Annotated in this window: 23 protein-coding genes; 19 read left to right on the top strand and 4 right to left on the bottom strand. The window is 34.9% G+C overall.

Annotation, left to right across the window (positions count from 1 at the left end):
* Positions 1–2: 2 nt before the first annotated feature.
* Positions 3–596: a thymidine kinase gene (locus MKS83_RS14720; RefSeq protein WP_100377536.1), complete on the bottom strand. Its 594-nt coding sequence runs from the start codon at positions 594–596 to the stop codon at positions 3–5.
* A gap of 61 nt (positions 597–657) precedes the next feature.
* Here MKS83_RS14720 and MKS83_RS14715 point away from each other — a divergent pair, with 61 nt between their 5' ends.
* The 4 genes from MKS83_RS14715 to fabG all read left to right on the top strand — a co-directional run bounded on the left by MKS83_RS14715 (position 658) and on the right by fabG (position 5,241).
* A complete protein-coding gene (locus MKS83_RS14715) occupies positions 658–2,127 on the top strand; it encodes a hypothetical protein (protein ID WP_240580279.1) in 1,470 nt (489 codons plus the stop codon).
* A gap of 2 nt (positions 2,128–2,129) precedes the next feature.
* On the top strand, positions 2,130–2,804 hold the full coding sequence (rsmI, locus tag MKS83_RS14710; protein WP_100377534.1) for a 16S rRNA (cytidine(1402)-2'-O)-methyltransferase: 675 nt from the start codon (positions 2,130–2,132) through the stop codon (positions 2,802–2,804).
* 6 nt (positions 2,805–2,810) lie between these two features.
* Positions 2,811–4,313: a WG repeat-containing protein gene (locus MKS83_RS14705; protein WP_240580278.1), complete on the top strand. Its 1,503-nt coding sequence runs from the start codon at positions 2,811–2,813 to the stop codon at positions 4,311–4,313.
* 184 nt (positions 4,314–4,497) lie between these two features.
* Positions 4,498–5,241 (top strand): 3-oxoacyl-[acyl-carrier-protein] reductase, encoded by a 744-nt coding sequence (gene fabG, locus MKS83_RS14700; protein WP_100377532.1) that lies wholly within the window; start codon positions 4,498–4,500, stop codon positions 5,239–5,241.
* Positions 5,242–5,435: 194 nt separating this feature from the next.
* Here the strand turns inward: fabG and MKS83_RS14695 are convergent, their stop codons facing one another.
* Entirely contained in the window at positions 5,436–6,473 is a 1,038-nt protein-coding gene (locus MKS83_RS14695; protein ID WP_240580277.1) for a GMP reductase, read from the bottom strand.
* A 339-nt stretch (positions 6,474–6,812) separates the two neighbouring features.
* Here MKS83_RS14695 and MKS83_RS14690 point away from each other — a divergent pair, with 339 nt between their 5' ends.
* Genes MKS83_RS14690 through MKS83_RS14680 form a run of 3 tightly spaced genes read left to right on the top strand, consistent with a single transcriptional unit; the run spans position 6,813 to position 9,291 of the window.
* Positions 6,813–7,631, top strand: a complete 819-nt coding sequence (locus tag MKS83_RS14690) for a prolipoprotein diacylglyceryl transferase (protein WP_240580276.1) — start codon at positions 6,813–6,815, stop codon at positions 7,629–7,631.
* 10 nt (positions 7,632–7,641) lie between these two features.
* Complete coding sequence (locus tag MKS83_RS14685) at positions 7,642–7,878, top strand: hypothetical protein (RefSeq protein WP_240580275.1); 237 nt, start codon at positions 7,642–7,644, stop codon at positions 7,876–7,878.
* Between the two features lie 9 nt (positions 7,879–7,887).
* Positions 7,888–9,291, top strand: a complete 1,404-nt coding sequence (locus tag MKS83_RS14680; RefSeq protein WP_240580274.1) for a radical SAM protein — start codon at positions 7,888–7,890, stop codon at positions 9,289–9,291.
* Positions 9,292–9,581: 290 nt separating this feature from the next.
* Here the strand turns inward: MKS83_RS14680 and surE are convergent, their stop codons facing one another.
* Complete coding sequence (gene surE, locus MKS83_RS14675) at positions 9,582–10,352, bottom strand: 5'/3'-nucleotidase SurE (RefSeq protein WP_240580273.1); 771 nt, start codon at positions 10,350–10,352, stop codon at positions 9,582–9,584.
* 238 nt (positions 10,353–10,590) lie between these two features.
* Here surE and MKS83_RS14670 point away from each other — a divergent pair, with 238 nt between their 5' ends.
* The 3 genes from MKS83_RS14670 (at position 10,591) to MKS83_RS14660 (ending at position 16,077) form a co-directional block, all read left to right on the top strand.
* On the top strand, positions 10,591–12,930 hold the full coding sequence (locus tag MKS83_RS14670) for a TonB-dependent receptor (protein ID WP_240580272.1): 2,340 nt from the start codon (positions 10,591–10,593) through the stop codon (positions 12,928–12,930).
* Between the two features lie 3 nt (positions 12,931–12,933).
* On the top strand, positions 12,934–13,740 hold the full coding sequence (locus MKS83_RS14665) for a DUF4249 domain-containing protein (RefSeq protein ID WP_240580271.1): 807 nt from the start codon (positions 12,934–12,936) through the stop codon (positions 13,738–13,740).
* A gap of 207 nt (positions 13,741–13,947) precedes the next feature.
* Positions 13,948–16,077, top strand: coding sequence for a carboxy terminal-processing peptidase (locus MKS83_RS14660; protein ID WP_240580270.1), 2,130 nt, complete (start codon positions 13,948–13,950; stop codon positions 16,075–16,077).
* A gap of 52 nt (positions 16,078–16,129) precedes the next feature.
* Here the strand turns inward: MKS83_RS14660 and MKS83_RS14655 are convergent, their stop codons facing one another.
* A complete protein-coding gene (locus tag MKS83_RS14655; protein WP_240580269.1) occupies positions 16,130–16,633 on the bottom strand; it encodes a superoxide dismutase family protein in 504 nt (167 codons plus the stop codon).
* Positions 16,634–16,767: 134 nt separating this feature from the next.
* Here MKS83_RS14655 and MKS83_RS14650 point away from each other — a divergent pair, with 134 nt between their 5' ends.
* From MKS83_RS14650 to MKS83_RS14610, 9 genes are all read left to right on the top strand, one after another.
* Entirely contained in the window at positions 16,768–17,670 is a 903-nt protein-coding gene (locus MKS83_RS14650) for a GyrI-like domain-containing protein (protein ID WP_240580268.1), read from the top strand.
* A gap of 347 nt (positions 17,671–18,017) precedes the next feature.
* Entirely contained in the window at positions 18,018–20,252 is a 2,235-nt protein-coding gene (locus tag MKS83_RS14645) for a TonB-dependent receptor (protein WP_240580267.1), read from the top strand.
* A 48-nt stretch (positions 20,253–20,300) separates the two neighbouring features.
* Entirely contained in the window at positions 20,301–20,951 is a 651-nt protein-coding gene (locus tag MKS83_RS14640) for a hypothetical protein (protein WP_240580266.1), read from the top strand.
* A 70-nt stretch (positions 20,952–21,021) separates the two neighbouring features.
* On the top strand, positions 21,022–22,344 hold the full coding sequence (locus tag MKS83_RS14635; RefSeq protein WP_240580265.1) for a 2TM domain-containing protein: 1,323 nt from the start codon (positions 21,022–21,024) through the stop codon (positions 22,342–22,344).
* A gap of 2 nt (positions 22,345–22,346) precedes the next feature.
* Positions 22,347–22,643, top strand: a complete 297-nt coding sequence (locus MKS83_RS14630; protein WP_240580264.1) for a 2TM domain-containing protein — start codon at positions 22,347–22,349, stop codon at positions 22,641–22,643.
* 1 nt (position 22,644) lies between these two features.
* Positions 22,645–23,211, top strand: coding sequence for a methyltransferase family protein (locus tag MKS83_RS14625; protein WP_240580263.1), 567 nt, complete (start codon positions 22,645–22,647; stop codon positions 23,209–23,211).
* Between the two features lie 175 nt (positions 23,212–23,386).
* Entirely contained in the window at positions 23,387–23,683 is a 297-nt protein-coding gene (locus MKS83_RS14620; RefSeq protein WP_100377517.1) for a 2TM domain-containing protein, read from the top strand.
* A 33-nt stretch (positions 23,684–23,716) separates the two neighbouring features.
* Positions 23,717–23,992, top strand: coding sequence for a 2TM domain-containing protein (locus MKS83_RS14615; RefSeq protein ID WP_240580262.1), 276 nt, complete (start codon positions 23,717–23,719; stop codon positions 23,990–23,992).
* A gap of 57 nt (positions 23,993–24,049) precedes the next feature.
* Complete coding sequence (locus tag MKS83_RS14610) at positions 24,050–24,793, top strand: LytR/AlgR family response regulator transcription factor (RefSeq protein ID WP_240580261.1); 744 nt, start codon at positions 24,050–24,052, stop codon at positions 24,791–24,793.
* Positions 24,794–24,854: the final 61 nt, after the last annotated feature.

The raw sequence follows: 24,854 nt of genomic DNA, 5'->3' as shown, positions 1-24,854 counted from the left end.
ATTTAACTATTTTTCTTCTTCGAAAGTACTTCATCAATAAAAACACGTCGGCTTACTGCTTCATAACTCTCTGTTTCGCCTAATTCAACTAAATTATTACCTTGAGAAATCCTCATGGAATAATTGGCCAGATTTCCTGTTCTCTTACAAATGGCATGCACTTTTGTTACATATTCTGCAGTTGCCATAAGATTAGGCATAGGTCCAAACGGACGTCCTAAAAAATCCATATCCAATCCTGCAATAACAACCCTGATCCCGCTATTGGCCAACTGATTGGCAACATCTACAATCCCCTGATCGAAAAACTGGGCTTCATCTATTCCAATGACATCGCAATTGGACGCTAACAAAAGAATTTCGTTAGGATTTTCTACAGGTGTGCTTCGTATTTTATTCTGATTATGAGAAATCACATCTTCTTCAGAATAACGAGTATCCAGTTTTGGTTTAAAAATTTCCACATTTTGCCCCGCCATTTCTGCCCTTCTAAGCCTTCGGATCAACTCTTCGGTTTTTCCGGAAAACATTGAGCCACAAATAACTTCCATCCAACCGCTTTGTTTGGAGTGATTAATTGTATTTTCTAAAAACATTTGTTAAATTAGCCGTATATTTTTAAGATCAAAAGTAAGCAATTTTAATAAGATTCTTAATATGCAAAACATCCAAGATTTAAAGGAAAAGATTTTTTTTGAATCCAAGAATATCATTGATATTTTGGAGAAAATAAATAACGTAGATGAGCTGCTTTCTAAGCAGGATCTTGTGGATGAGCTTGCCAACAGAATTTCATTTTTAAGGTTGCTCGAAAAAAATATTGAGTACTTCATTACAGAAAATACGTTTTCTGTTTCAGAAAATAATGAGCTTAACAACAATGAAATTATTGAAGAAGAAGCTATTTTCAATAATGAATTGAATGAAATCGATGAAAAACAAGAGGTTTTTGCAGAGAATATTGAGGAAGAAGAGGCTATTTTTAATAATCAGCTGAATGAAATTGCTGAAAATGAGTATCACGAAAACATAATAAGCTTTGTAGGTGAGAATCTTGAACCTGCGAATACTAATGAGAGTTCAGCTTCTGCATATGATCAAAAAACAAAGGAAGAAGCTGTTTATGATGAGCAACTTAAAGAAATAGAAGAAAATAGCCTTTCGGAATATCATGAGAGTGCATTGGATTTTGTAGATGAAGAGAGAATTCTTGCGGAAGCAAAACCTGATAATGCAGATGATATTTCAGAAGAAATGTTTCATCAGAAAGTTACTGAGGAAGAAGCTATCTTTAATAATCAGCTGAACGAAATCGAGGAATCTGAAAATAAGTATGATGAGGAAGAAAAGAATTTTGCTGAAGAAACAATAACCAAAGAATCTTCAGAAATTTCTGAAACCATTCCAAGTATTTTTGATACGGAAATGTATGAAGAAGAAGCGATTCTGATTGAGGAGGATGAAGATCAGTTTATCGTTTCAAATGTTGCTATAGAGCAGGGCGAAATGATCACAGAAACTTCCAATGTAGAAAATATTCTGACAGAGATAAAGCATGAAGATTCAACAGCAGAAGAGGAGAAAGAAGAAGCAGTAGTTGTTGAAGAAGACAACAGAAGAGGCAAAATAGTAGATTTTGAAACACCTCCTTCTGCAACGGAAAAAGAAAAGCCTGCGTCTGATGAAAGTTTTGAAAACCTGGAAAAATATCACCAGGACAAAAAGATAAGGTTGGCCAATATCAGAGGATTGAAAGCAGTACAAACGCTTTTTGATGATGATCATCTGGAAACACCGGAAAATTTTCAGCAAAAGCCTGTTGAAGTAAAAAAAGAAGATACGGGAAGTCTGTTGAAAACGAATGTTTCAACAGAATATATGGAAAAAGAAAAAGAGAAATCAAAACCTGAATTTAAACTGGATTTAAATGACAGGATTGCTTTTTCAAAAATGCTGTTCGGAGGAAGCCAGTCTGAACTGAATGAAGTGGTTGCAGACCTGAACGGTTTCAAAAATCTGGAAGAGGCGAAGGAATATCTGAGTGATCTTTACTATGATAGAAAATGGGAAAAGGTGGATGAATACGCTCAGAGACTATGGGTATTGGTAGAAAATAAATTTTTATAATTTTGAGCGGTATTCTTTATTTTGTTCCGACACCCGTCGGAAATTTGGAAGATATGACCTTCAGAGCAGTAAACGTACTGAAAGAGGTTGATTATATTTTATGTGAAGACACTAGAACTTCCGGAATTTTATTGAAACATTTCGAGATTTCTAAGCCTTTAAAATCTTATCATTTACATAATGAGCATCAGGCGACCGAAAAAGTGATTACAGACCTTAAAAACGGTCAGAATATTGCCCTCATTACGGATGCAGGAACTCCCGGAATTTCAGATCCGGGATATTTATTGGCAAAAGCAGGATCAGATCATAACATTGAAATGATTTGTCTTCCGGGAGCAACAGCTTTTGTACCGGCTTTGGTGGTTTCAGGACTTCCGAATAATGAATTTCTTTTTGCCGGTTTTCTACCACAAAAAAAAGGGAGACAAACCAAGCTTAAACAGCTTGCAGAAGAAAAAAAGACGATCGTTTTGTACGAAAGTCCACATAAGATAAACACTACTTTGGAACAGATTAAAGAGTTCTTTGGTGAAGAAACCAAAGTTAGTTTAAGCCGTGAAATTTCGAAAAAATTCGAAGAAACTAAAAGAGGGACAATCAATGAATTAATTGAGTTCTCCAAAACAAAAACTTTAAAAGGGGAAATTGTTCTTATTGTAAATAATGCTATTTAATTTTAATTGAAAACACTAGTTTTTGTATTGTTGTCAACTGTTTGTACAGCACAGCAAACAGATCAATACACCCAGATACTTTTATCAAAAAAACTTGGCAAGGAAGTCAAATTTTACTCAAATGGATATGGCATAGCCATCAATGCAGAATCCACAGAATATGGTATTGTAGACTCTACAGGAGTGATTACCTATACTGCTCCAGCTAAAAACGAAATATCTCATCTCTATAAAGACCGATTTGTTGTAAAAATTAAAGATAAAGATCCGAAGAAAGAGAATATGGCATTAGTGGACGAGAAAGGAAGGCTGTTAATTCCCTTCGATACCCACAAAATTAACCCTTCCTGGAGTATTAAAAGAAGACTTATCGTATCTAAAAACGGAAAAGAAGGAATTTATGACTACGAAGGAAATGAAATCATTCCTTATACTGATAAAATAAAATTTGCAGGAGACAAGCGTTTTTTTGTAAAAAAAGATAATATCTGGCAGATTTATGATTCCGAAGGAAAATTAAAAAGCGACAGAGAGTTCAAAGAAAATCTTCATTTTTATAAGAATAAGGTTTACATCCCTACAGGCGAAAAGCAAGGAGAAATCATTGATAACGATGGAGTAACATTAAATACCATATCTAACAACAATGTAGATAATATCGGGGCGTATCCTTTCTTGATCACAAAAAATCCTGCAACCAGTAAATACGGAATTATAGACACTCAGGAGAATCGTCTTGCTGATGAGATGTATGATGAAGTGTTTTTAGGAACACGGTATATTTATTTCATTAGAAATGAAAAAATAAACATCTTTTCAAAGGAAGCGAAAAAGATTTATTCTACTGATTTCGACTATGTAAAATCATTGTTTAACGATTTATTCAGTACTCAGAAAAGCCTTAAAAATCCTAAAATGGCGGTGATACGTATTGATGGAGAGATTGTTATTCCGAAGGAATATGACAATATTGAAGGAATTAAAATAGCCGGGAATAATTTTATTTACTTGATAAAAGGTAATGAGCAAAGGCTTTTGGATAAAAATTTAGAAGATGTTCTGGAACCAGGTTATCAAATTGAAAAGATTTTTCCTAATGGTTTAATTGTGAAAAAAGAAGGGGTATTCTATAAGTTTTCGGTAACGGATAAAAAATATGAGGAACTTAAAAAAGTGGCTTCCATAAAAGAAAATGGAATCTTTTATTACCCTCAAAATATGTTTCCTGCGATCGTTTGCAAGAATTATGATAATTTATACGGTATTATAGATGAAAACGGAAAAGAGATTGTTCCTTTTATTTATGATGATATCAATGCTTTTCTTCCTGATAATGAAATTGTTGTACAGAAAGAAAAAAAATATGGAGTTACCAATTATCAGAATGAACCTTTGAAAGATGTGATATATGACAGGTTTTCAGTGGATAAGGACGGTATAAAACTGACAAAAGATAAATCTACTGAATATCTGAATTTTACAGATTCTGAAACAGATAATAATCTATAATAAAGTTATTTAATCATAAAAAGACTTAAAATTTCTATAATTTGACGAGATAAAATGTATTGAATAACAAATTATAATATCTTTGCGGTCATTTAAATTTTATCTCTGTAAAATAATTACATATTAGTCTGCTTTCAAAAAATAAGACTGATAAGTTATAATAAAGAAATAATTGTCAATAAATATGAAACTATTAGAAGGAAAAGTAGCGCTAATTACGGGAGCTACAAGAGGAATCGGAAGAGGAATCGCTGAAATGTTTGCTCAACAAGGGGCAAAGGTTGCATTCACTTACGCCGGTTCTGTAGACAAAGCGAAAGAATTAGAAGAAACTTTAAGTTCTGTAACTCAAATTAAGGGGTATCAGTCGGATGCATCAGATTTTGATGCGGCCCAGACATTAGTAGATGAAGTAATGGCTGAGTTCGGACAGATTGATATTCTGATTAACAATGCAGGTATTACCAGAGACAACTTGTTGTTGAGAATGTCTAAAGATGACTGGGATACCATTATCAAAGTAAACCTGGATTCTGTTTTCAACCTTACCAAAGCAGTTATTAAGCCAATGATGAAGGCAAAGTCAGGATCTATCATCAATATGACCTCTGTAGTAGGGATCAGCGGAAATGCAGGACAGGCAAATTATGCGGCTTCTAAAGCAGGAGTAATAGGATTTACAAAATCTGTGGCGTTGGAGCTTGGTTCAAGAAACATTCGTTGCAATGCGATTGCTCCTGGATTTATTGCTACTGAAATGACGGCTGCCTTAGATGAAAAAGCCACTCAGAAATGGAATGAAGCAATTCCTATGAAAAAATTAGGAAAACCTGCAGATATTGCCAATGCTTGTGTTTTCTTAGGAAGTGAAATGTCTTCTTATATTACAGGACAAACATTAAATGTTGACGGGGGACTGTTAACTTAAAAATATCAAAAAAGACAACTTTTATGTCGCTTTTTACAAAAAAATACCTCATATGAGGTATTTTTTTGTGTTCATGATAGATTTACCTTTGTTGTAAACTAAAGCCAAAAAAACTAATATCATGAGAATCTTTTTCTTTTATTATCAGTTAGTTAGAACCAAGCGCTAATTAATAACTCTACTTTTTAAAAACATTAATTAAAAACCTGGTTTTCCTGCTCCTGAACTCGTATGAAAGTTGTTCTTTTAGACAGTTCCTTTAAAGTAGATGCACCTACATAAGTGCAAGTAGAGCGGACTCCTCCCAAAATATCTTTTACCGTTTCCGAAACAGGTCCTTTATAAGCCACTTTTACGGTTTTTCCTTCCGAAGCTCTATATTCTGCAACACCTCCCGAATGTTTGTCCATGGCAGTTTTAGAACTCATTCCGTAAAATAACCTGTATTTTTTACCGTTTTCTTCTACGATTTCACCGCCACTTTCATCATGACCGGCAAACATTCCTCCTAGCATGACAAAATCTGCTCCTCCACCAAATGCTTTGGCAACATCTCCCGGAACTTTACAGCCGCCATCTGCAATGATATGACCTTTCAGACCATGTGCTGCGTCTGCACATTCAATAATGGCTGAAAGCTGAGGATAACCGACTCCTGTTTTTACGCGCGTCGTACATACAGAACCGGGACCGATCCCTACTTTTATAATATCTGCACCGGCTAATAACAGTTCTTCCACCATTTCTCCGGTTACCACATTTCCGGCGATAATAATCTTATCAGGAAAATTTGCCCTTGCTTTCTTCACAAATTCCACAAAATGCTCAGAATACCCATTGGCTACATCTATGCAGAGAAACTCGATTTTTGGGTGCTTTTCGAGGATTATTTTTATTTTTTCTTCATCGGCTTTTCCAGTTCCTGTACTTAGCGCGATATACTGATAGATTTCTTCAGACTGGCTATTCAGAAAATAGGACCATTCTTCAGAAGTGTAGTGTTTATGAATGGCAGTAATGATCTTTTCTTTTGCCAGTTCCACAGCCATTTCAAAAGTTCCCACCGTATCCATATTGGCAGCAATGATGGGTGTGCCTTTCCATTTCTTGTTAGTATGTCTGAAGGTAAACTCTCTTTCTAAATCAACTTCTGAACGGGATTTTAAGGTAGAACGTTTCGGACGGAACATTACATCTTTAAAACCCAGTTTTATATCATATTCTATTCTCATAATTTGGAAAATTATTTTACTTAAATTTAGGAAAAAGATTGATTTGAAATTTGATTTAGAAAGATTTTATAAATAATTTATGAGTTAATTTTCTTTTGTCTTGAAACAAAAGAAACAAAAGTTCAAGACTTGGAAACTTCCGCTAAAAATTAATTCTGTTCTCTAAAAATTCTAAAACTCGCGCGAATTCAGTATTTGTTCTTCGGTTCAAATGTTGTCTCACGCTCAAACAGTAGAATTTTTTAACGTTCACAGAATTAATTTTCTTAACACCCCATTTTCTTAAGTAATTTTCGCGTCAAGATTTACAGAATTATCTGTGAAGATTTGTGAAAATCTGTGGGAAATAAAATAAAAATCGACAATAGAAAAAGCATTAAAGTTTTAGTTAAAAACAATATTTTTGAAACCATGGATTTTCCTGTTACATTTCACATTTTCGGTAAAACGATTCTTGCGCATCCTGTGTTTGAAACATTGGGCATTTTTATCGGAATGCGGTTTTACTTCTATTTGAAGCGAAAATCTAAAGAAAAAGTATCGTTCAATACTTCTGCGGCAGTACTTATTGGTGCAACGGCAGGAGCTTTATTGGGGTCAAAACTGATAGGAAACCTTGAAAATCCCTATAAACTTTTCGAACATTTTGATGTTAAAACATTCTGGACCAATAATACGATTGTGGGCGGACTCGCTTTTGGCTTAATTGGGGTAGAGTTGGCCAAGAAAATTGTGGGACATAAAGAAAGTACGGGAGATTTAATTGTTTTTCCTTTGATGTTAGCCATGATTATCGGAAGAATAGGCTGTTTTCTAACCGGAATTCATGAAGAAACTTACGGATTACCGACAGATTCTATTTTCGGAATGCATCTTGGAGATTCCTATCTGAGACATCCTGTTGCATTATATGAAATTGCTTTTTTAATTGTTCTTTGGATAGTTTTAAAAGTAATTCAGAGAAAAGAAAAATATCCTTCAGGTTTTGTTTTTCAACTGTTTATGCTGAGTTATTTCACGTTCAGGTTGTTGCTGGATTTTATTAAACCAAGGTTAGAACTTATCGGAAATTTGGGAACTATTCAGTTGGTGTGCATAAGTGTAATTATTTATTATATTTTTAAAATCAGAAAAACAAAAACCGTAATTTCACATTAAAATTCACAATATGAAAATCTTAACAATACTGGAGGTTGGTGGTTTGGGCGGTCTGGTTGCAATGATTATTGGTATTATAATTCTTGTGGCGCTCTTTATTTCGTTTATTATCACAACTTTTGTGAAGCTGATTTATGAATCAAAGGACGACAGAAAATTTTCAAAAAAACAATATTGGCAAACCATGTTGATTTGTCTGCTTCTTTGTGGTTTGGTGAGTGGTGCAATTTGTGGTGGTGGACTTTAATTCAATATTATGCCAGTAAGAAACTATACCTATTACGATTATACAATCAGTCTTTGTCCTGAATGCCTGAAAAGAGTAGGCGCAAAGATTATCATTGAGGATGAAGCGGTTTTCATGACGAAAAGATGTCCTGATCACGGATTTTTCAAAACTAAAATTGCTTCCGATGTTCACTATTACAAGAACATCAGAAACTACAATAAAGCCTCTGAAATGCCCATACATTTCGGAACAGATGTAGAATACGGATGTCCTTATGATTGCGGTTTGTGTGTAGATCATGAGCAACACAGCTGTCTTTCTATTGTGGAAGTGACAGATCGGTGTAATCTCACTTGTCCGACCTGTTATGCCATGTCATCACCGCATTATGGAAACCACAGAAGCCTTGAAGAGATTGAAGCGATGTTTGATATCATCGTAAAAAATGAAGGTGAACCCGACGTTGTTCAAATCAGTGGAGGCGAGCCGACCATTCATCCGGAATTCTTCAAAATCATGGATATTGCCAAATCAAAACCCATTAAACATTTGATGCTCAATACCAATGGTGTCCGAATTGCCAATGACCCGGGTTTTGCAGAAAAACTGGCTACCTATGCTCCTGAATTTGAAATTTATCTTCAATTTGATTCTTTTAAGCCCGAAGTTCTACAGGATTTTAGAGGAAAAGATTTGACTGATGTTCGAATGAAGGCTTTGGAAAAGTTAAATGCTTTAAATCTCTCTACAACGCTTGTAATCGTTCTTCAGAAAGATAAAAATATAGACGAAATTGGTAAGATCATTGAGTTTGCTTTAAAACAGAAATGCGTCCGCGGAATTACTTTCCAGCCTGTTGAAATTGCAGGAAGAAACAGGGAGGATTCTGCTCATGAAAAAATTACATTGACGGAGGTAAGGCATGAGATTCTGAACCAGTTTCCTTTACTGAATTCGGACGATATTATTCCCGTTCCCTGTAATCCGGATGCTTTGGCAATGGGATATATTTTAAAACTGGAAGGTGAAACCATTCCTTTAACGAGATACATCAATCCTGCTGATTTACTGAATAATGAAACTAGAAATACTATTGTCTACGAACAGGATACCGGATTGCAGATGCAGCTTTTAGACATCTTCAGTACCGGAATCTCCGTAGATAAAGTGCAGCCTAAAGTAAATCAGTTATTGTGTTGTCTTCCTGAGGTTTCCGCCCCGAATCTGGATTATGATAATCTGTTCAGAATTATTATTATGAATTTTATGGATGCTCATGACTTTGATGTTCGAGCAGTAAAGAAATCCTGCGTCCATATTGTAAACAAAGATTTAAAATTAATTCCTTTTGAAACGATGAACCTTTTCTACAGGGATGATAAAAGCAAATATTTGGAGGAATTGAGAAAAGAGGATAGGGTTTTATTTTAAATTTCCCACAGATTTCTCAGATTTACACAGATTATGTTAACGACCTGGGAAAATGGAGCGTTAAGAAAATTAATTCTGTGAACGTTAAAAAAATTCTACTGTTTGAGCGCGAGACAAATATTGAATTAGAGAGAATCAATTTTCAATTCGTGCGAGTTTTAGAATTTTTAGAGAACAGAATTAATTTTTAGCGGAAGTTTCGAAGTCTTGAATTTTTCGTTCTTTTGTTTCAAGACAAAAGGACATAAAAAACAAAAAATAAGGCGTAAATAATTTTACGCCTTTATATTTTAATCAAAATTCATTACTTCGCTCAGCGTATTCATATACTCGTAAGCGGTTAAATCAAATTTTACCGGAACAATAGAAATATATCCGTTGGCAAGAGCTGTTTCATCAGCATCAGAGGACTCATCCATATTGTTGAAATATCCTGTTAACCAGTAATATTTTTTACCGTGCGGATTTACCCTTTCATCAAAACTTTCTTCCCATTTTGCGTGGGCCTGTTTGCAGACTTTTACGCCTTTTATTTCTTCTTTTAAGAGCTTCGGGATGTTTACATTTAAAACAATTCCTTTTGGCATTGGGTTTTCCAGTGTTTTTCTGACGATATTCTGAATATATTCTTTTGCCTGCATGAAATCAGCTTCCCAACTGAAATCCAGTAAAGAAAATCCTATTGCAGGAAGATTCTCTACACCCGCTTCCACAGCTGCAGACATCGTCCCGGAATAGATAACATTGATTGAAGAGTTAGCACCATGATTAATTCCTGAAACAACAATATCCGGTCTTCTCGGTAAGATTTTATCAAGAGCCATTTTTACGCAGTCTACAGGAGTTCCGCTGCATGAAAAATCCTTTTGAGGACCATCCAGATGTACTTCTTCGTAACTTAGGGTAGAATTGATAGTGATAGCGTGACCTTTACCGCTTTGTGGAGAATTGGGAGCTACAACAACGACTTCTCCGATTTCGTTCATAAAGCTTACAAGATTTCTGATACCAGGTGCTGTAATTCCATCATCATTAGTAACCAGAATAAGTGGTCTTTCCATATTAAAAAAATAATTTTAACAAATATACAACCTAAAATACATAATTCATGATAATTTTAAATGAAGTACTGAAGGGCTAATTCTGGATGAAATATTTTTGAATAATCTAAAAAGAGAGAAATATTTTGACTATTTAAGCGTTTTGTATTGCAGTAATACAAGATTATTGTAACAATCCATGTAATTTAAAAACTAATCAGAAAATAAGTATAAATACATACTCACAAAAAATAAACTAATGCAAATATCCTTTTTAAAGGCAGCTACTTCGGCGGCGGCAATTTGTTTTTGTACGGTTGCTTTTGCTCAGCAGCAATATTCGGTAAGCGGAACTATAAAAGATAAGAAAAACGGAGAACTGCTTATTGGAGTGACTGTAAAAGTAGCAGAAAATCCCAATATTTCTGTTGTAGCTAACGAATATGGCTTTTATTCTCTTTCTCTTCCCAAAGGAACTTATCATTTATTGATTTCGAATCCCGGTTTTAAAGATTTTCAGCAAAGTATTTCTGTAGAAGATAATATAAAACAGGATATTGAGCTGGTTGCCGGAGAAGAAGAAAGAGTAAAAACCATTGATGAAGTTGTTATTTCTGGGATTAAAAAAGATAAAAACCTGAGTTCTGCCCAGATGGGAACTGAAACTTTAAGCATTAAAAACATTGAAAAACTTCCGGTATTGTTTGGAGAAAAAGATGTGATGAAAACAATACAGCTTTTACCCGGGATTAAAAGTAACGGAGAAGGAAGCAGCGGATTCAGCGTGAGAGGAGGTGCTACGGATCAGAATCTTATTTTGCTTGATGAGGCTGCGGTATATAACGCTTCCCATTTATTGGGTTTTTTCAGTACCTTCAACAGTGATGCCCTGAAAGATGTGAGCATCATTAAAGGAAATAGCCCTGCACAGTATGGAGGAAGGCTGTCCTCAGTTTTGGATGTCAAAATGAAAGATGGAAACAATAAAGAATATAATGTAAACGGAGGAATCGGATTGATCAGTAGCAGATTGAGTGTTGAAGGACCAATTCAAAAAGAAAAATCATCTTTTATTGTTTCAGGAAGAAGAACCTATGCCGATTTATTTCTAAAAACTACGGATGATTATAAAGACAGTAAATTGTATTTTTATGATTTGAATTTAAAAGCCAATTATCAGATCAATGAAAACAACAGGTTGTATTTATCCGGATATTTTGGAAGAGATGTACTGGGGTTAGGTGATACTTTTTCTACGGATTGGGGCAATACAACGGCTACTTTAAGATGGAACAGCATTATCAGCAGTAAATTATTTTCCAATACTTCGTTGATTTACAGTAACTACAGTTATAATGTTAGCTTAAGCAGTAATAACAATACTTTCGGACTAGACTCTCAAATTGAGGACTGGAATCTGAAACAGGATTTTTCATGGTTTGCAGGAAATAAACATTCAGTGAAATTTGGTTTACAGTCTATTTATCATACCATTACACCAAGCAGTGCTTCCGGAACCAGCGTGAGCAGTTTTCCGAGAAATCCGCGATATTCATGGGAAAACGCACTATATATCAACGATGATTTTAAAGCAACCGAAAAATTAACGATTAATTACGGAGCGAGGCTTTCAATGTTCAGCGTTTTAGGAGGCGATACTTTTAATACTTATCAAAATGGAGTTCTTACTGATTCTGAATTTTTGGAAAAAGGAAAATTTGGAAAAACTTACGTGAATCTTGAACCGAGAATTACTGCCAATTACAGAATTAATGAGGTCAGCAGCGTAAAAGGAGGATATTCCAGAAATACTCAAAACCTTCATTTATTAAGCAACAGTGGAAGCGGAAATCCTACCGACCAGTGGATCGGAAGCAGCTACACCGTAAAGCCGGAAATTGCAGATCAGGTCAGCGTAGGCTATAGCCGAAATTTCAACAATAATAATTATGAAGTAAATGCCGAGGTTTATTATAAATCCATGCAAAATCAGATCGATTATAAAAACGGAGCTCAGATTTCATTTGATACGGCAGCAGATGTAGAAAGTGAGCTGTTGTTCGGAAAAGGGAGAGCTTATGGATTAGAATTAATAGCTAAAAAGAAAAGCGGAAAATTAACGGGCTGGATTTCCTACACTTTGTCAAAAACAGAAAGAAAGATTAACGGGATCAATAATGATGACTGGTATAATGCAAGACAGGATAAGACCCATGATCTTTCGGTGGTTGCAACCTATCAGCTGAATCCGAAATGGTCTTTTTCAGGATTATTTTTATACAGCACAGGAAATGCAGTGACTTTCCCGACCGGAAAATACGAACTGAACGGACAGACTGTTTTCCAATACAGCAGCAGAAATGCCGACAGAATGCCGGCTTACCACAGAATGGACCTGAGTGCAACATATGAACCGAGTGCAGGATCTAATAAGCGTTTCAAAGGTTCTTGGTCTTTTGGAATTTATAATGTTTATGGACGGGAAAATGCTTATACTATCAATTTCGAAGACAATCCGGATAAACCAGGAACGACCCGTGCTATGCAGACATCATTGTTCCGTTGGGTACCCAATATCACGTATAATTTCAAATTTTAATTCATGAAAAATATATTTTTAATCATATTGTCACTTTCTTTAGTAATTTCTTGTGAAAAGGAAATTGATCTTAATTTGGAGGATCAAAGCGGGCAAATCGTGATCGAAGGAAATGTAACCGATCTGGCAGGTCCGTATTTTGTGAAAATTACAAAGTCAGTGGCTTTTACGGAAGCCAATCAGTATCCTGCAGTGGAAAATGCACAGGTTGTTTTAAGTGATAATACCGGACAGACTGAAACGTTACAGTACGCAGGAAATGGAACCTATAAAACTTCTAATTTTGTAGGACATTCCGGAAGAACATATACTTTAAAAATAAATGCCGAAGGAAAACAATACTCAGCACAAAGTATAATGCCTGAAGCAGTTTCATTTGATGGTCTGGAACAGGACTCTTTCAAGGTGGGAGGTGAAACAAGTTATACACTTTTACCTCTCTTTACCGATCCGTCTCCACTTGGAAACCGTTATCTTTTTGTTTATACGGTAAATAATAATCCAAAAAAATTCTTTTCGGAGTTTTCTGATAATGTAAATAATGGAATGCCAAATCAAAGACCTTTGATTCTTCCTAACGATGATGCCAATGCAGATGATATAAAAGTGGTTGTAGGTGATATGATTCATGTTGAAATGCAGTGTATAGACGATCCTGTGTATACTTTTTATTCTGCACTTCTTCAGCTTTCCGGTGGTGGACCCGGAGGAGGAGTTACACCGGCAAATCCTCCAAGTAATATCACAAACGGAGCATTAGGCTATTTTTCAGCCCATACAGTGAGAACAAAAAGTATTGTGATCCAATAAATAATGGCGATATATCTTTATTATTCAAAATAATTTTATTGGAAAGCAGGGTATGAAAGTCTAAAATAATAACTATTTTAACAAAAAAAACTAAAAGTATTCGATATTTATAAATAAGGTGCTAAATTTGATAGTTTGTAACAGAAAATTATTTGTTACTACTAATCATTCTACTATTTATAAAAAATTAATAAAAACAGACAGTTTATGTGGAAAAATTTTAAGCTGAATAAATTTTTACTACTAATTCCATTGACAAGTCTAATGTTTTGCTTCAATTCGCCTAAAAATGATGATGAGAAAATGCAGACGATAATGGTGAGTGTAAAAAACACCCTATCTTACTTACATTACAGCCCGAAACCCATTAATGATGCTTATTCCAAAGATGTGTACAAGCATTATTTTGAGATGATCGATCCTGCGAAAAGATACTTTTTGCAGTCGGATATGGACGAGTTTAGTAAGCATGAAACTAAATTGGACGATTATCTTAATCAGGGAGATTTAACGTTTTATAAACTGACGGTTGACAGATTGTACCAAAGAGTAGATGAGATCGACAAGATCACTCAGGATATTTTCAGCAAACCAATCAATCTTGAAGAAGACGAAACGCTTACTCTTGAGCCAAAATTAAAAAAAGTACCAGCTAATAAGCAGGAACAGTATAATGAATGGAAAAAATTCATCAAATACAACATCCTTCAGGAAGTTGAGTCGATGAACAGCAAAGAAGAAGCTCAGAAAGAGAAAAAAGATTCTGTTCAGAAATACAATTTAAAAGATACCATCAAATACAAGCCTCTTTCTCCGGAAATGAAAATAAAGCAGGCTACAGATGAGGTAAAAGATCTTGTGAAAGAAACCTTTACGAGATTCAAGAAGAGAAAGAAAATGGACTGGTTCTCGGTATACATGAATGCTTATACAGAAGTTTTTGATCCGCATACCAACTATTATTCTCCAAAAGATAAAGAAGATTTTGATACCAATTTTACAGGAAAAGTAATTGGAATCGGAGCGATTATCCAGGAGAAAAAAGGAAATCTTTATTTAGGTGCTCTTACCATTGGAGCTCCGGCCTGGAAATCAAAGCAGCTTTCGGAAGGAGATAAAATCTTAAAAGTAAAATCAAAGCCGAAGGAAGATGCTGTAAATGTGGTAGGAATGCTTTCTGATGAAGCGGTAAGACTGATCAGAGGGGAAAAAGGAACTCCGGTTACTTTAACGGTTCAGAAAAAAGACGGAACGATAAAAGATGTGACCATGATCCGTGAGGAAGTGGCGATAGAGGACACTTTTGCAAGAAGTATCGTGGTAAATGCTCCGAACGGTAAAAAGTACGGTTTCATCAACTTGCCAAGTTTCAATGCTGATTTTGAAAACGATAAAGGAAGAAATGCTTCTGACGATATCAAAAATGAAATTATTAAACTTAAACAGCAAAACATCGAAGGAATTGTTTTAGATTTAAGAAATAACGGGGGAGGATCTTTAACAGAGGTAGGAGATATTATGGGATTGTTTATGAATGCAGGACCATATGTTCAGGTAAAAGACGGAAACGGGAAAATCCAGACGCTGAAAAATAAAAATGAATCACCAATCTGGACAGGATCATTAGTGATCATGCAGAACGAACTTTCTGCTTCAGCTTCAGAAATTCTTGCGGGAGTAATGCAGGATAACGGAAGAGCTTTAGTGATCGGATCTCCACAGTCATTCGGAAAAGGAACCGTTCAGACTTTTGTAGACCTGAACAGATTCTTAAATACAGAAGACGATTTCGGATCTTTAAAACTGACGATTCAGAAGTTCTACAGAATTACTGGGGAATCAACGCAAAGAAAAGGTGTGGTTTCTGATATTCAGATGAAAGACTTCTTTACCTATGCTGAGATAGGAGAGAGATATGATGATTATGCTTTAGCTTGGGATAAAATTCCTGCTACGAAATTCGAAAAGCTGAACTATTTTGATATTCAGGCTTTAGAAAAAGCAAGTGCAGCAAGAATGGCAAAAAATTCAAATTATCAGTTGCTGATTGAATCTGCACAATGGAGAGAGAAACTGGATAAAGAAGAAACGATTACATTGAATATCAATAAATTCAACGAGCTGATGAAGCAGAGAAAAGCCCAGATCGAGAAATTCAAAGTACTTACCAAATTCGATAACGGACTTAAATTTACAATGTTCCCTGCAGAACTTGAAAGAGAGAAAAAAGATGAAGCCTTCAAGAAGAAATCTGAACTATGGGTGAAGAACCTTAGAAAAGATACTTACCTTCAGGAAGCGATGAATATTCTCGCAGATATGACTACAAAACAATAAAAAAAATAACCGCTAAGAAATTAGCGGTTATTTTTTTACTTATTATAGGCAATTATTTAATCTCTACGCATCCCACTCTTCCTCCCGCATTCCCTGTAGGCTGGGTATGGAAATCGTCGGCTGCAGCATGGATGATAAGACCTTTACCAATGATATTTTTAGATTCATCAGTACATCCTAAACACCATTTATCAGTTTTGAAAGTAAGCGTTGCCACTCCGTCCTGATTAGCGGTCAAATTTCCGATATCTCCCATGTGGAAATGCTCAGCTCCCCATTTACCGTGATCGTTCTTTGAAGGGTTCCAATGTCCTCCTGTAGAAGTTCCGTCAGCTGCAGAGCAGTCTCCTTTCTCATGAATGTGTACAGCGTGTATTCCAGGAGTAAGATTTTTTACATCCAGTTTCATAACCACTTCATTTTTTTTCTGGGTAAACTTTGCAGTCCCGTCGGTTTGTGTTCCACTTTTGGGGTTTATAGTGTACGTTTTTGTAGTACAGCAAGAAGCTGCCAAAAATGCACTCCCCAGCAATAATGACATTGTTTGTATTTTCATTGTAAATGATTTTTCTATAAAATTAAAAAAGATTTCCCGAAACACTTTATGGCTTTCATTCTTTTTTTACAACCAGCAATAAATGACAAATAATTTTCACCCGATCTTGGTACCTTTGCCGGAAACACTTTGACGTGGAAGAATACAAAAAAAGAATCGTAAAAACCATTCAATTCATTGATAATAATCTTGATACAGAGCTTTCCTTAGAAAAAGTTGCAGAGATTGCAGCGTATTCCCCGTTTCATTTTCATAGGATTTTCCGGATGATCACAGACGAAACAGTTCAGAATTATATTACCCGGAAAAGAACTGAAAAAAGCGCTTTTTATTTAGCTTTAAGAAAGAATTTGACTGTAAAGGATATTTATCATCAGTTCGGTTTTTCCAATCATTCGGCATTTAATAAAACCTTCAAAAAATATTACGGAAAATCGCCCTCGGAATTTCGTAAAACGGCACCTGAAAATTTTCATAAGATCCAGAATAAAGAAAGCAAGAACGGACAAATTGATACGGTTTTCGACCAATACATTTGCAATATCGAAAACCTATTAAATTGGAGAAATATGAATTTAAAAATTAAAGTAACCGAACTTCAGGAAATGAATTTGGCAGCTGTAATGAGTCTGGGAATTGCTAATGTTGAGCCTTCTTACAATATTCTGGTTGATTGGGCAAAGAAGAAAAAGCTATTCCCAAAAGATAATGTAAAAATGCTTTCCGTTTACCACGACAGTTTTAAAGTCACGCCACCGGATAAAGTAAGAATTCATGCCTGTATGCTGTTGGATGAACCTTTAAAGAAGCAGGAAGGTGAAGTTTTCCCGGAAACGATTGAAGCCGGAAAATTCATCATCGGGAGTGGTGAGGTTACCTTACATGACTTCGAGCAATGTTGGGTTTCTCTCTTTTTATGGATGAAAGAAAACAATTATGCCGTTCGGAAAGTCTTCCCTTTCGAAATTTATCACACCAATTTCAAAGAACATCCCGAAGGAAAAATGCTTGTAGATTTTTGTATTCCTATTCATTAAAATGAGGCATTCGTAAAGTAAATAGTTATAAAATTCCCCTCCTTTGGAGGGGTGTCGAAAATTCGAAAGAATTTTTGACGGGGTGGTTAAAATTTACCACATTAGATTTGTCATTCTGAAAGAAGCAAAGCGTATTGAAGAATCTATAAAGAACAAAATAGAGATTCTTCCTTCGTCAGAAGGACAAAATACTCATTCACTTCCTTGAACAAAAATTGTTCAAAAATCAAAAAAATATCTGCGTTAAACCCAAAATTACCACTCAGAATCAAAAACCAACCATTCAGCAACAAAAATTTATAGACTTCAAAAATTCATCCTACTTTTGAATCGAAATAAAAACAGCTATGAAAACAAAATTATCATTTCTCGCCTTTTTTTTATCACTTACTTTAAGTTTTGCCCAAACCAGAATCTCAGGAAAAGTGAGCTTTAAAAATAAAGGAATTAATGAGGTGAATGTTACTTTAAAAGATACTTATGACGGAGCAACAACCGATGCGGAAGGAAATTTTTCTTTCGAAACCTCAGAAAAAGGAGATCATGTGCTGAGTTTTACCCATCCTAAATATATCGAAGTCAATAAAAATATTGAGATCGGTGATCAGAATGTCGTAGTGAATGCGGAATTAAAAGAGCAGATCAACGAAATAGATGCTGTTGTTGTTTCTGCAGGGTCCATTGAAGCAAGCGATAAAAAAAGAGCAACAGCACTTTTAACTCCTATAGATATTTATACTACTGCAGGAGCAGACGGACAGATTTCTTCAGCGTTGAATTATCTTCCGGGTGTTCAGAAAGTAGGAGAGTCGGAAGGACTGTTTATTCGTGGAGGAACCGGAACCGAGTCTAAGATTTTTATGGACGGAAGTTTGATCAATAATTATTTCTCCAATTCAATTCCGGGAATTGCAGGGAGAGATCAGTTTAATACTTCTCTTTTTAAAGGAAATGTATTTTCAAGCGGAGGCTATTCTGCGTTGTACGGGCAGGCTCTTTCCGGAGCATTGATGCTTGAAAGTGTGGATCTTCCGGATCAAAGCTCTTATGACTTCGGAATTTCACCCATCTTTTTAAACGCGGGTTTCCAAAAATTAGATGATAAAAAGACCTATTCTTACGGAGCAAGTGCAGGATATTCTTTATTAAGTTTAATGCAGAAGGTCTTTGATTTTAACACTGATTTTATAGATGCTCCGCAAGGTTTCAACGGAGATGCCAATTTTAGAATCAAAACCAAATCCGGCGGACTTTTCAAATATTACGGGATGTATAATACCAATAAAATGGGGGTGAAAACGGAAAGCCTTGAACCTGAATATGATTTCGCCTTGGTTCGTTTAAAAGGAAAAAATACCTATCATAATTTATCTTTTAGACAAAAATTCGGAAAATATCTTCTGAATGTGGGAACTTCCTATTCTTACAACAGATCAGACCTTAATTTCTCCACCGAAACAAATACTCTTGAATCTGAAAAAACGGAGCTTCTGAATGATGGAAATTACATTAACCTTAAAGCCGTTTTAGAAAAAAAAATCAATAAAATAAGTGCACTGAGAGGAGGTTTTGAGCTGAATAATGCCAGTGAACAATTAAATTTTCAGGACATTCAAAAAAATTATAAAGATCTGATCTCGGCAGCTTTTATGGAAACAGATTTTGGTTTCAGCAATCAGTTTTCTGCAAAAATCGGACTAAGAGGAGAATATTCTTCTTTCCTGGGCAAAGCCAACATAGCGCCACGTTTTGCGTTAGCTTACCGTTTAGCAAAAGATTGGACTACTTCTCTGGCTTATGGATTATTTTACCAGAATCCGGAAAGCAAATACATCAATTCACCTTCAAACCTTGATTTTCAGCAGTCTCAGCATTATATTTTCCAGATTCAGAGAGCATCTGAAGGAAGAAGCTTAAGACTGGAAGCTTTTTACAAAAAATATGATGAATTGGTCAAAGTGAAGAATATAGGAGAAATAAATGGACAATATCAACCTGTTCAGACTGCTGTAAACAATGACGGATATGGTTTTGCAAAAGGATTGGAGCTTTTCTGGAGAGACAAAAAAACATTCAAAAATATTGACTATTGGATAAGCTATTCTTATCTGGATTCAAAAAGAGATTTTATGAATTATCCGATGAGTTTAAAACCCAATTTTGCATCAGAACATACTCTTTCCGTGGTAGCAAAAAGATTTTTTCCTGAACTGAAATTCGGAACCAATCTTTCTTACAGCTACTCCAAAGGAAGACCCTATTATGATATTGCTACAAAAACAGTAAATGGTGAAGAAGTGAACTTTATAAGAAATGAAGGCAGATTAAAAGATTACAGTGCCCTGAATTTCAGCTTTAATTATCTTCCGAACCTTGGAAAAAAAGATTCAAAAGCCTTTACCGTTCTTGTATTGAGTGTTTCCAATATATTGGGATCAAAAAATATCTATGGCTATAACTTTTCCCGAAACGGAAATCAAAGCTCTGCTATAGTTCCTCCGGTAAATACATTTGTTTTTGTGGGCGCATTCATTAGCTTTGGAGTAGACAGAACACAAGATGCCATTAACAATAATCTATAAAAAACAACTACATTTAAATAAAAATAATCTTCAAAAAATTTAGAAACTATGAAAAAATACATTTTAACTGCTGCTTTAAGCTGTGTTAGCTTAATCACTTTTGCTCAGGCAGGTTATGAGAAAATTATGACAGAAAAAATCGCTAAGATCGAAACCTGCAAATCTGCAGAAGACTTTCAGAACCTTGCGAATGATTTCCAGCGAATCGGAGATAAAGAAAAAGGAAAATGGCTTCCCAATTATTATACCGCATTTTCGTATATTCAAAAAGGAAGAGTATTGATGAGAGAAGGTAAAATGGAAAGTCTTGATGAGGTGGCAGATCAGGCACAAAAATATATAGATGCTGCGGAAAGCACGGAAAAAAATAATTCTGAAATCCATTTGCTGCAAAAAATGGTCTTTTCTCTGAAAATGATGGTCAATCCGCAACAAAGGTATATGACTTACGGAACGCAGGCTGCAAACGAATTGAAAAAAGCAGAAGATTTTGATCCTGCCAATCCAAGAGTGGCTTTAATAAAAGCAGAAGATGTATATTTCACTCCGGAGCAATATGGCGGGAGTAAAGCTAAAGGGCTGGAGCTTTTTAAAGTATCTTTAGAAAAATTTAATGCTTATAAGCCAAAAACGACCTTGGATCCTAATTGGGGAAAATCTGAGGCAGAATATTTTCTGAGTATGGGAGATAAAAAATAGTACTTTGGTCTTCCTTTCCGGAGGGCCAAATTTTATATATCACTGATTTGAAATCAGGTAATTTTTAAATATGAAACGTAAAAATATCATAACGTTATTCTGGATATCATTGGCAACTTCAATGTTTTTCTTCTTTGTATTTACAGACGAGAGAAATATTGAAAACTTTGTTCTTACCATTCTTATTTCCTTTATCTATTCATTCGTTTTAGGTTTCGGAAACTGGGCAATTAATGACTTTCTCAATAAAAAGTTTCCCTGGTCTGAAGCGACTACAAAAAGAGCGGTTATAAGTATTATTTCAATCCTGATTGCCAATATTATCCTGGTGTATTTCTGCAATTACCTGAATTTTGTGGTTATTCAAAAAGCGGCTACGGCCAAGGAATATTTTTCTGGAAAATATAATTTCATCAACTGGTTTACCATCAATATAGCATTATTGATTTCAGCTTTTCTCCATGCCAAAAGTTTTATGGAGGAACTGAAAAAGACCTCAAAAAAAGAAGTCGTAGAACAGAAACTGATTGCCCGGTCTGCCAATGCGCAGTTTGAAAGTCTTAAAAACCAATTGGACCCGCATTTTTTATTTAATTCCCTGAATGTACTAAGTTCTTTAATTGATGAAAACCCGAAGCAGGCACAGAAATTTACCGCTTCCATGTCAAAAATCTACCGATATGTTCTGGAGCAGAAGGACAAGGAATTAGTAACGGTAGAAGATGAAATTGAGTTTGCGAAAACTTATTGTGAGCTTCTAAAAACAAGATTTGAGGACAGCGTAGACTTTGAATTTAATATTAATACTGAAGATTTAAGACAGTTTGTGGTTCCGCTTTCTCTACAGCTGTTGTTGGAAAACTGCATCAAGCATAATTTTGCCACTTCTTCAAAGCCGTTGATTATAAAAGTCTTTTCTGAAAACGATACGCTTTGTATCGAAAACAACCTTCAGGTAAGAGAACAGATGAAAGAAAGCGCAGGAATCGGATTGGCTAATATTGTTCAGCGGTATTCTTTGTTGACGAAGCGAAATGTTTTTATTGAAAAATCAGATGATTACTTTAAAGTAAAACTTCCGATGCTTTTAAGTAAACCTAATGTAGTCAGTGAAAAAAATGAATCTGAAGATAAGGCCTATGAAAAAGCACAAAAAAGAGTGAAAGAGATTAAAAGTTTCTATAGTAACCTTTTCTCATATATCATAGTAATTACATTCTTAGTAATTCTTAACCTTATTACTTCTCCTAAACGTTTATGGTTTTACTGGCCGATGTTAGGATGGGGAATAGGGATTGCTGCTCATGCAATAAGTGTTTTCTCAATCGGTAGAACCTGGGAAGAGAAAAAAATACGGGAAATATTAGAAAAAGACCAACATAAAAACAGATAAAGATGGCTCATATAGACGAAAACGATATTCGCTACAAAGAAGCGGAGAAACGTGTAAAAAAGATCAAAGGATTTTATATCCATTTGATGGTATACTGTTTTACAAATTTGCTGGTTATCGCCCTTCAGTTTTTTGATACTGATGATAAGGAACAATGGAGCTGGAAAATGCTTCAGTTACCGTTGTTTTGGGGGATTGGTCTTGCCGCGCACGGATTAAGCGTTTTTTTACCGCCTTTTGTGCTTGGCAAAAGTTGGGAAGAGAAAAAAATAAAAGAACTCATGAATAAAGAAAAATAACATGAAAGAGCTTACGGTCATATTTTATATTTCGATGGCAATTTGGTTTCTAAGTGAGTTGTACTACAAAAAAGTATTTACATCCACCCAAAACGCTAAGAAGAAAGATAAATCGACATTAAATGTTTTATGGATCGTTATTATTCCGTCGATATCTCTTGCCATATTCATTTCAGACGTGTCGAGATTTCCAATCAGTAAGGGAGAATGGATCTATTTTCTCGGTGAAAGTTGTATTGCGATCGGAATTCTTTTCAGATGGATCATTATCAGATCTTTAGGTAAGTATTTTACGGTAGATGTGAGCATCAGAGAAGATCATCAGATTAAAAAAGAAGGATTTTATAAGTACATGAGACACCCTTCATATACCTTTGCACTGCTTACTTTTGTAGGCTTAGGTTTATTTCTGAATAATTGGGTTTCATTTGCCGTAGCTTTTATTCCTCCGTTTCTGGCGTTCAATTACAGGATTAAAGTAGAAGAGCAGGCTCTGATTGAGCAGTTTGGAGATGAATATATTCAATACAAAAAACAAACAAGAAGGCTGATTCCCTTTATTTATTAAGATAAATAAGCCATAAATAGTCATAACTGAAATCCCGATTCTCCGTTGAGTCGGGATTTTTACAATTCAGGAACCATTTTCTACGGTTCGGTAAGATAAAATTGATTTGAGGCGGTTGGCAGACCTACATTTGTATCAACAAAAACAAACAGTTAAACATTTAAAAATTATAATTATGGAAAATTTATCTTATCAAAAAGAAGTGTTGGCTTACGAAAAAGCATCAAAAAGAGTAAAAGACCTTAAAAGTTTCTACGGAAATCTCAGCTCTTATTGTCTTGTAATTCCTTTCTTATTTGTTTTAAACATCATTACGTCTCCTGAACATTTATGGTTTTACTGGCCGATGTTAGGTTGGGGAATCGGAGTTTTAGCTCATGCGGTAAACACTTTCGGAATCGGTAAAGACTGGGAAGAAAGAAAAATAAAACAACTGATGGAAGAAGAAAAAAGCAGAACAAAATCACTTTAATTAAAAAATAATAACCTTTTAAAAATGAATACTATGAACTACAATCAGGCACAACAGAGAGTACAGGATTTAAAAAGATTCTACAAAAACATTTTATGGTTCGGAATCGTTGCTTTTATCATTTACTTTGATGATATTTTCGAGAAAGGAATTTTCAATATCTCACAATGGAACGGATCAATTATTCTGGCAATTTGGGGAATTATCTTAACAGTAAAAGCAGTAAAACTATTTCTGTTGGATTCTCAGTGGGAAAAAAATGTGATCGAAAAGGAGATGAGAAAATCAAAAGAACCGATTAAGTTTTAAAAACCAGTATTTTTAAGTAATTTTATTTCGGAAATTTAAACTAAAATCGGGAGCTCAATGATCAAAACAGTTATTATCGAAGACGAAAAACCGGCTTCAAGGAAATTGGAAAGAATGCTTAATGAATTTCCTGAAATTGAATTAATTGGGAAAATAGAATCTGTGGAAGAAGGCGTTCAATGGTTTTCAGAAAATGAGCATCCACATTTGATATTTTCAGATATTGTTTTGGGAGACGGCTTATCGTTCGATATTTTTGAGAAAGTTCCTACAAAGGGATTTATCATCTATACCACAGCTTTTGATCAGTACACTTTAAAAGCCTTCAAATTAAACAGCATAGACTATCTTCTGAAGCCTATTCTGGATGAAGACTTAGCCGGAGCAATCGAAAAATACAAATCATTTATTCCTTCAGATAACTCTGTCAATTCGCAAGAAATTAAGCAGTTAATTAAAAAAGAAAAGACGACACTTTCCAGAATTTTGGTGAAAATAGGATACAACCTGAAAATTGTGCAGACTCACGAAATAAGCTGCTTTTTCAGTGAAAATAAAATAGTTTATCTCCAAACCCAGGAAAGATCCTTTCCTTCAGATTTTACACTGGATGAGCTGGAAGATGTGTTGGATGAGAAGAAATTCTTCCGAACGAACAGACAGTTTATTATTAATTCCGATTATATTAAAAATATTCATACTTCCCCTAATTACAAAGTCGAACTGGAATTCCAGCCACAGGAAGAGATTACGGTAAGCCGTGATCGTGTCAAAGATTTTAAAGATTGGCTGATAAGTTAACTTAAAAAGCAAAATAATAGTGAATAAATAAAAATACTTGAAACAATCAACTAACAACCAA

It is taken from the genome of Chryseobacterium sp. Y16C (assembly GCF_022488405.1).
GTDB classification, from domain to species: Bacteria; Bacteroidota; Bacteroidia; order Flavobacteriales; family Weeksellaceae; genus Chryseobacterium; species Chryseobacterium geocarposphaerae.
This window is presented reverse-complemented; position numbering and strand designations above follow the sequence as displayed.

Excerpts from the sequence above, each read along its gene's own strand:
- MKS83_RS14720 (WP_100377536.1), bottom strand. The coding sequence starts at position 596 with ATGTTTTTAGAAAATACAATTAATCACTCCAAACAAAGCGGTTGGATG.
- MKS83_RS14715 (WP_240580279.1), top strand. The coding sequence starts at position 658 with ATGCAAAACATCCAAGATTTAAAGGAAAAGATTTTTTTTGAATCCAAG.
- fabG (WP_100377532.1), top strand. The coding sequence starts at position 4,498 with ATGAAACTATTAGAAGGAAAAGTAGCGCTAATTACGGGAGCTACAAGA.
- MKS83_RS14695 (WP_240580277.1), bottom strand. The coding sequence starts at position 6,473 with ATGAGAATAGAATATGATATAAAACTGGGTTTTAAAGATGTAATGTTC.
- MKS83_RS14685 (WP_240580275.1), top strand. The coding sequence starts at position 7,642 with ATGAAAATCTTAACAATACTGGAGGTTGGTGGTTTGGGCGGTCTGGTT.
- MKS83_RS14680 (WP_240580274.1), top strand. The coding sequence starts at position 7,888 with ATGCCAGTAAGAAACTATACCTATTACGATTATACAATCAGTCTTTGT.
- surE (WP_240580273.1), bottom strand. The coding sequence starts at position 10,352 with ATGGAAAGACCACTTATTCTGGTTACTAATGATGATGGAATTACAGCA.
- MKS83_RS14670 (WP_240580272.1), top strand. The coding sequence starts at position 10,591 with ATGCAAATATCCTTTTTAAAGGCAGCTACTTCGGCGGCGGCAATTTGT.
- MKS83_RS14665 (WP_240580271.1), top strand. The coding sequence starts at position 12,934 with ATGAAAAATATATTTTTAATCATATTGTCACTTTCTTTAGTAATTTCT.
- MKS83_RS14660 (WP_240580270.1), top strand. The coding sequence starts at position 13,948 with ATGTGGAAAAATTTTAAGCTGAATAAATTTTTACTACTAATTCCATTG.
- MKS83_RS14655 (WP_240580269.1), bottom strand. The coding sequence starts at position 16,633 with ATGAAAATACAAACAATGTCATTATTGCTGGGGAGTGCATTTTTGGCA.
- MKS83_RS14645 (WP_240580267.1), top strand. The coding sequence starts at position 18,018 with ATGAAAACAAAATTATCATTTCTCGCCTTTTTTTTATCACTTACTTTA.
- MKS83_RS14640 (WP_240580266.1), top strand. The coding sequence starts at position 20,301 with ATGAAAAAATACATTTTAACTGCTGCTTTAAGCTGTGTTAGCTTAATC.
- MKS83_RS14635 (WP_240580265.1), top strand. The coding sequence starts at position 21,022 with ATGAAACGTAAAAATATCATAACGTTATTCTGGATATCATTGGCAACT.
- MKS83_RS14630 (WP_240580264.1), top strand. The coding sequence starts at position 22,347 with ATGGCTCATATAGACGAAAACGATATTCGCTACAAAGAAGCGGAGAAA.
- MKS83_RS14625 (WP_240580263.1), top strand. The coding sequence starts at position 22,645 with ATGAAAGAGCTTACGGTCATATTTTATATTTCGATGGCAATTTGGTTT.
- MKS83_RS14620 (WP_100377517.1), top strand. The coding sequence starts at position 23,387 with ATGGAAAATTTATCTTATCAAAAAGAAGTGTTGGCTTACGAAAAAGCA.
- MKS83_RS14615 (WP_240580262.1), top strand. The coding sequence starts at position 23,717 with ATGAACTACAATCAGGCACAACAGAGAGTACAGGATTTAAAAAGATTC.
- MKS83_RS14610 (WP_240580261.1), top strand. The coding sequence starts at position 24,050 with ATGATCAAAACAGTTATTATCGAAGACGAAAAACCGGCTTCAAGGAAA.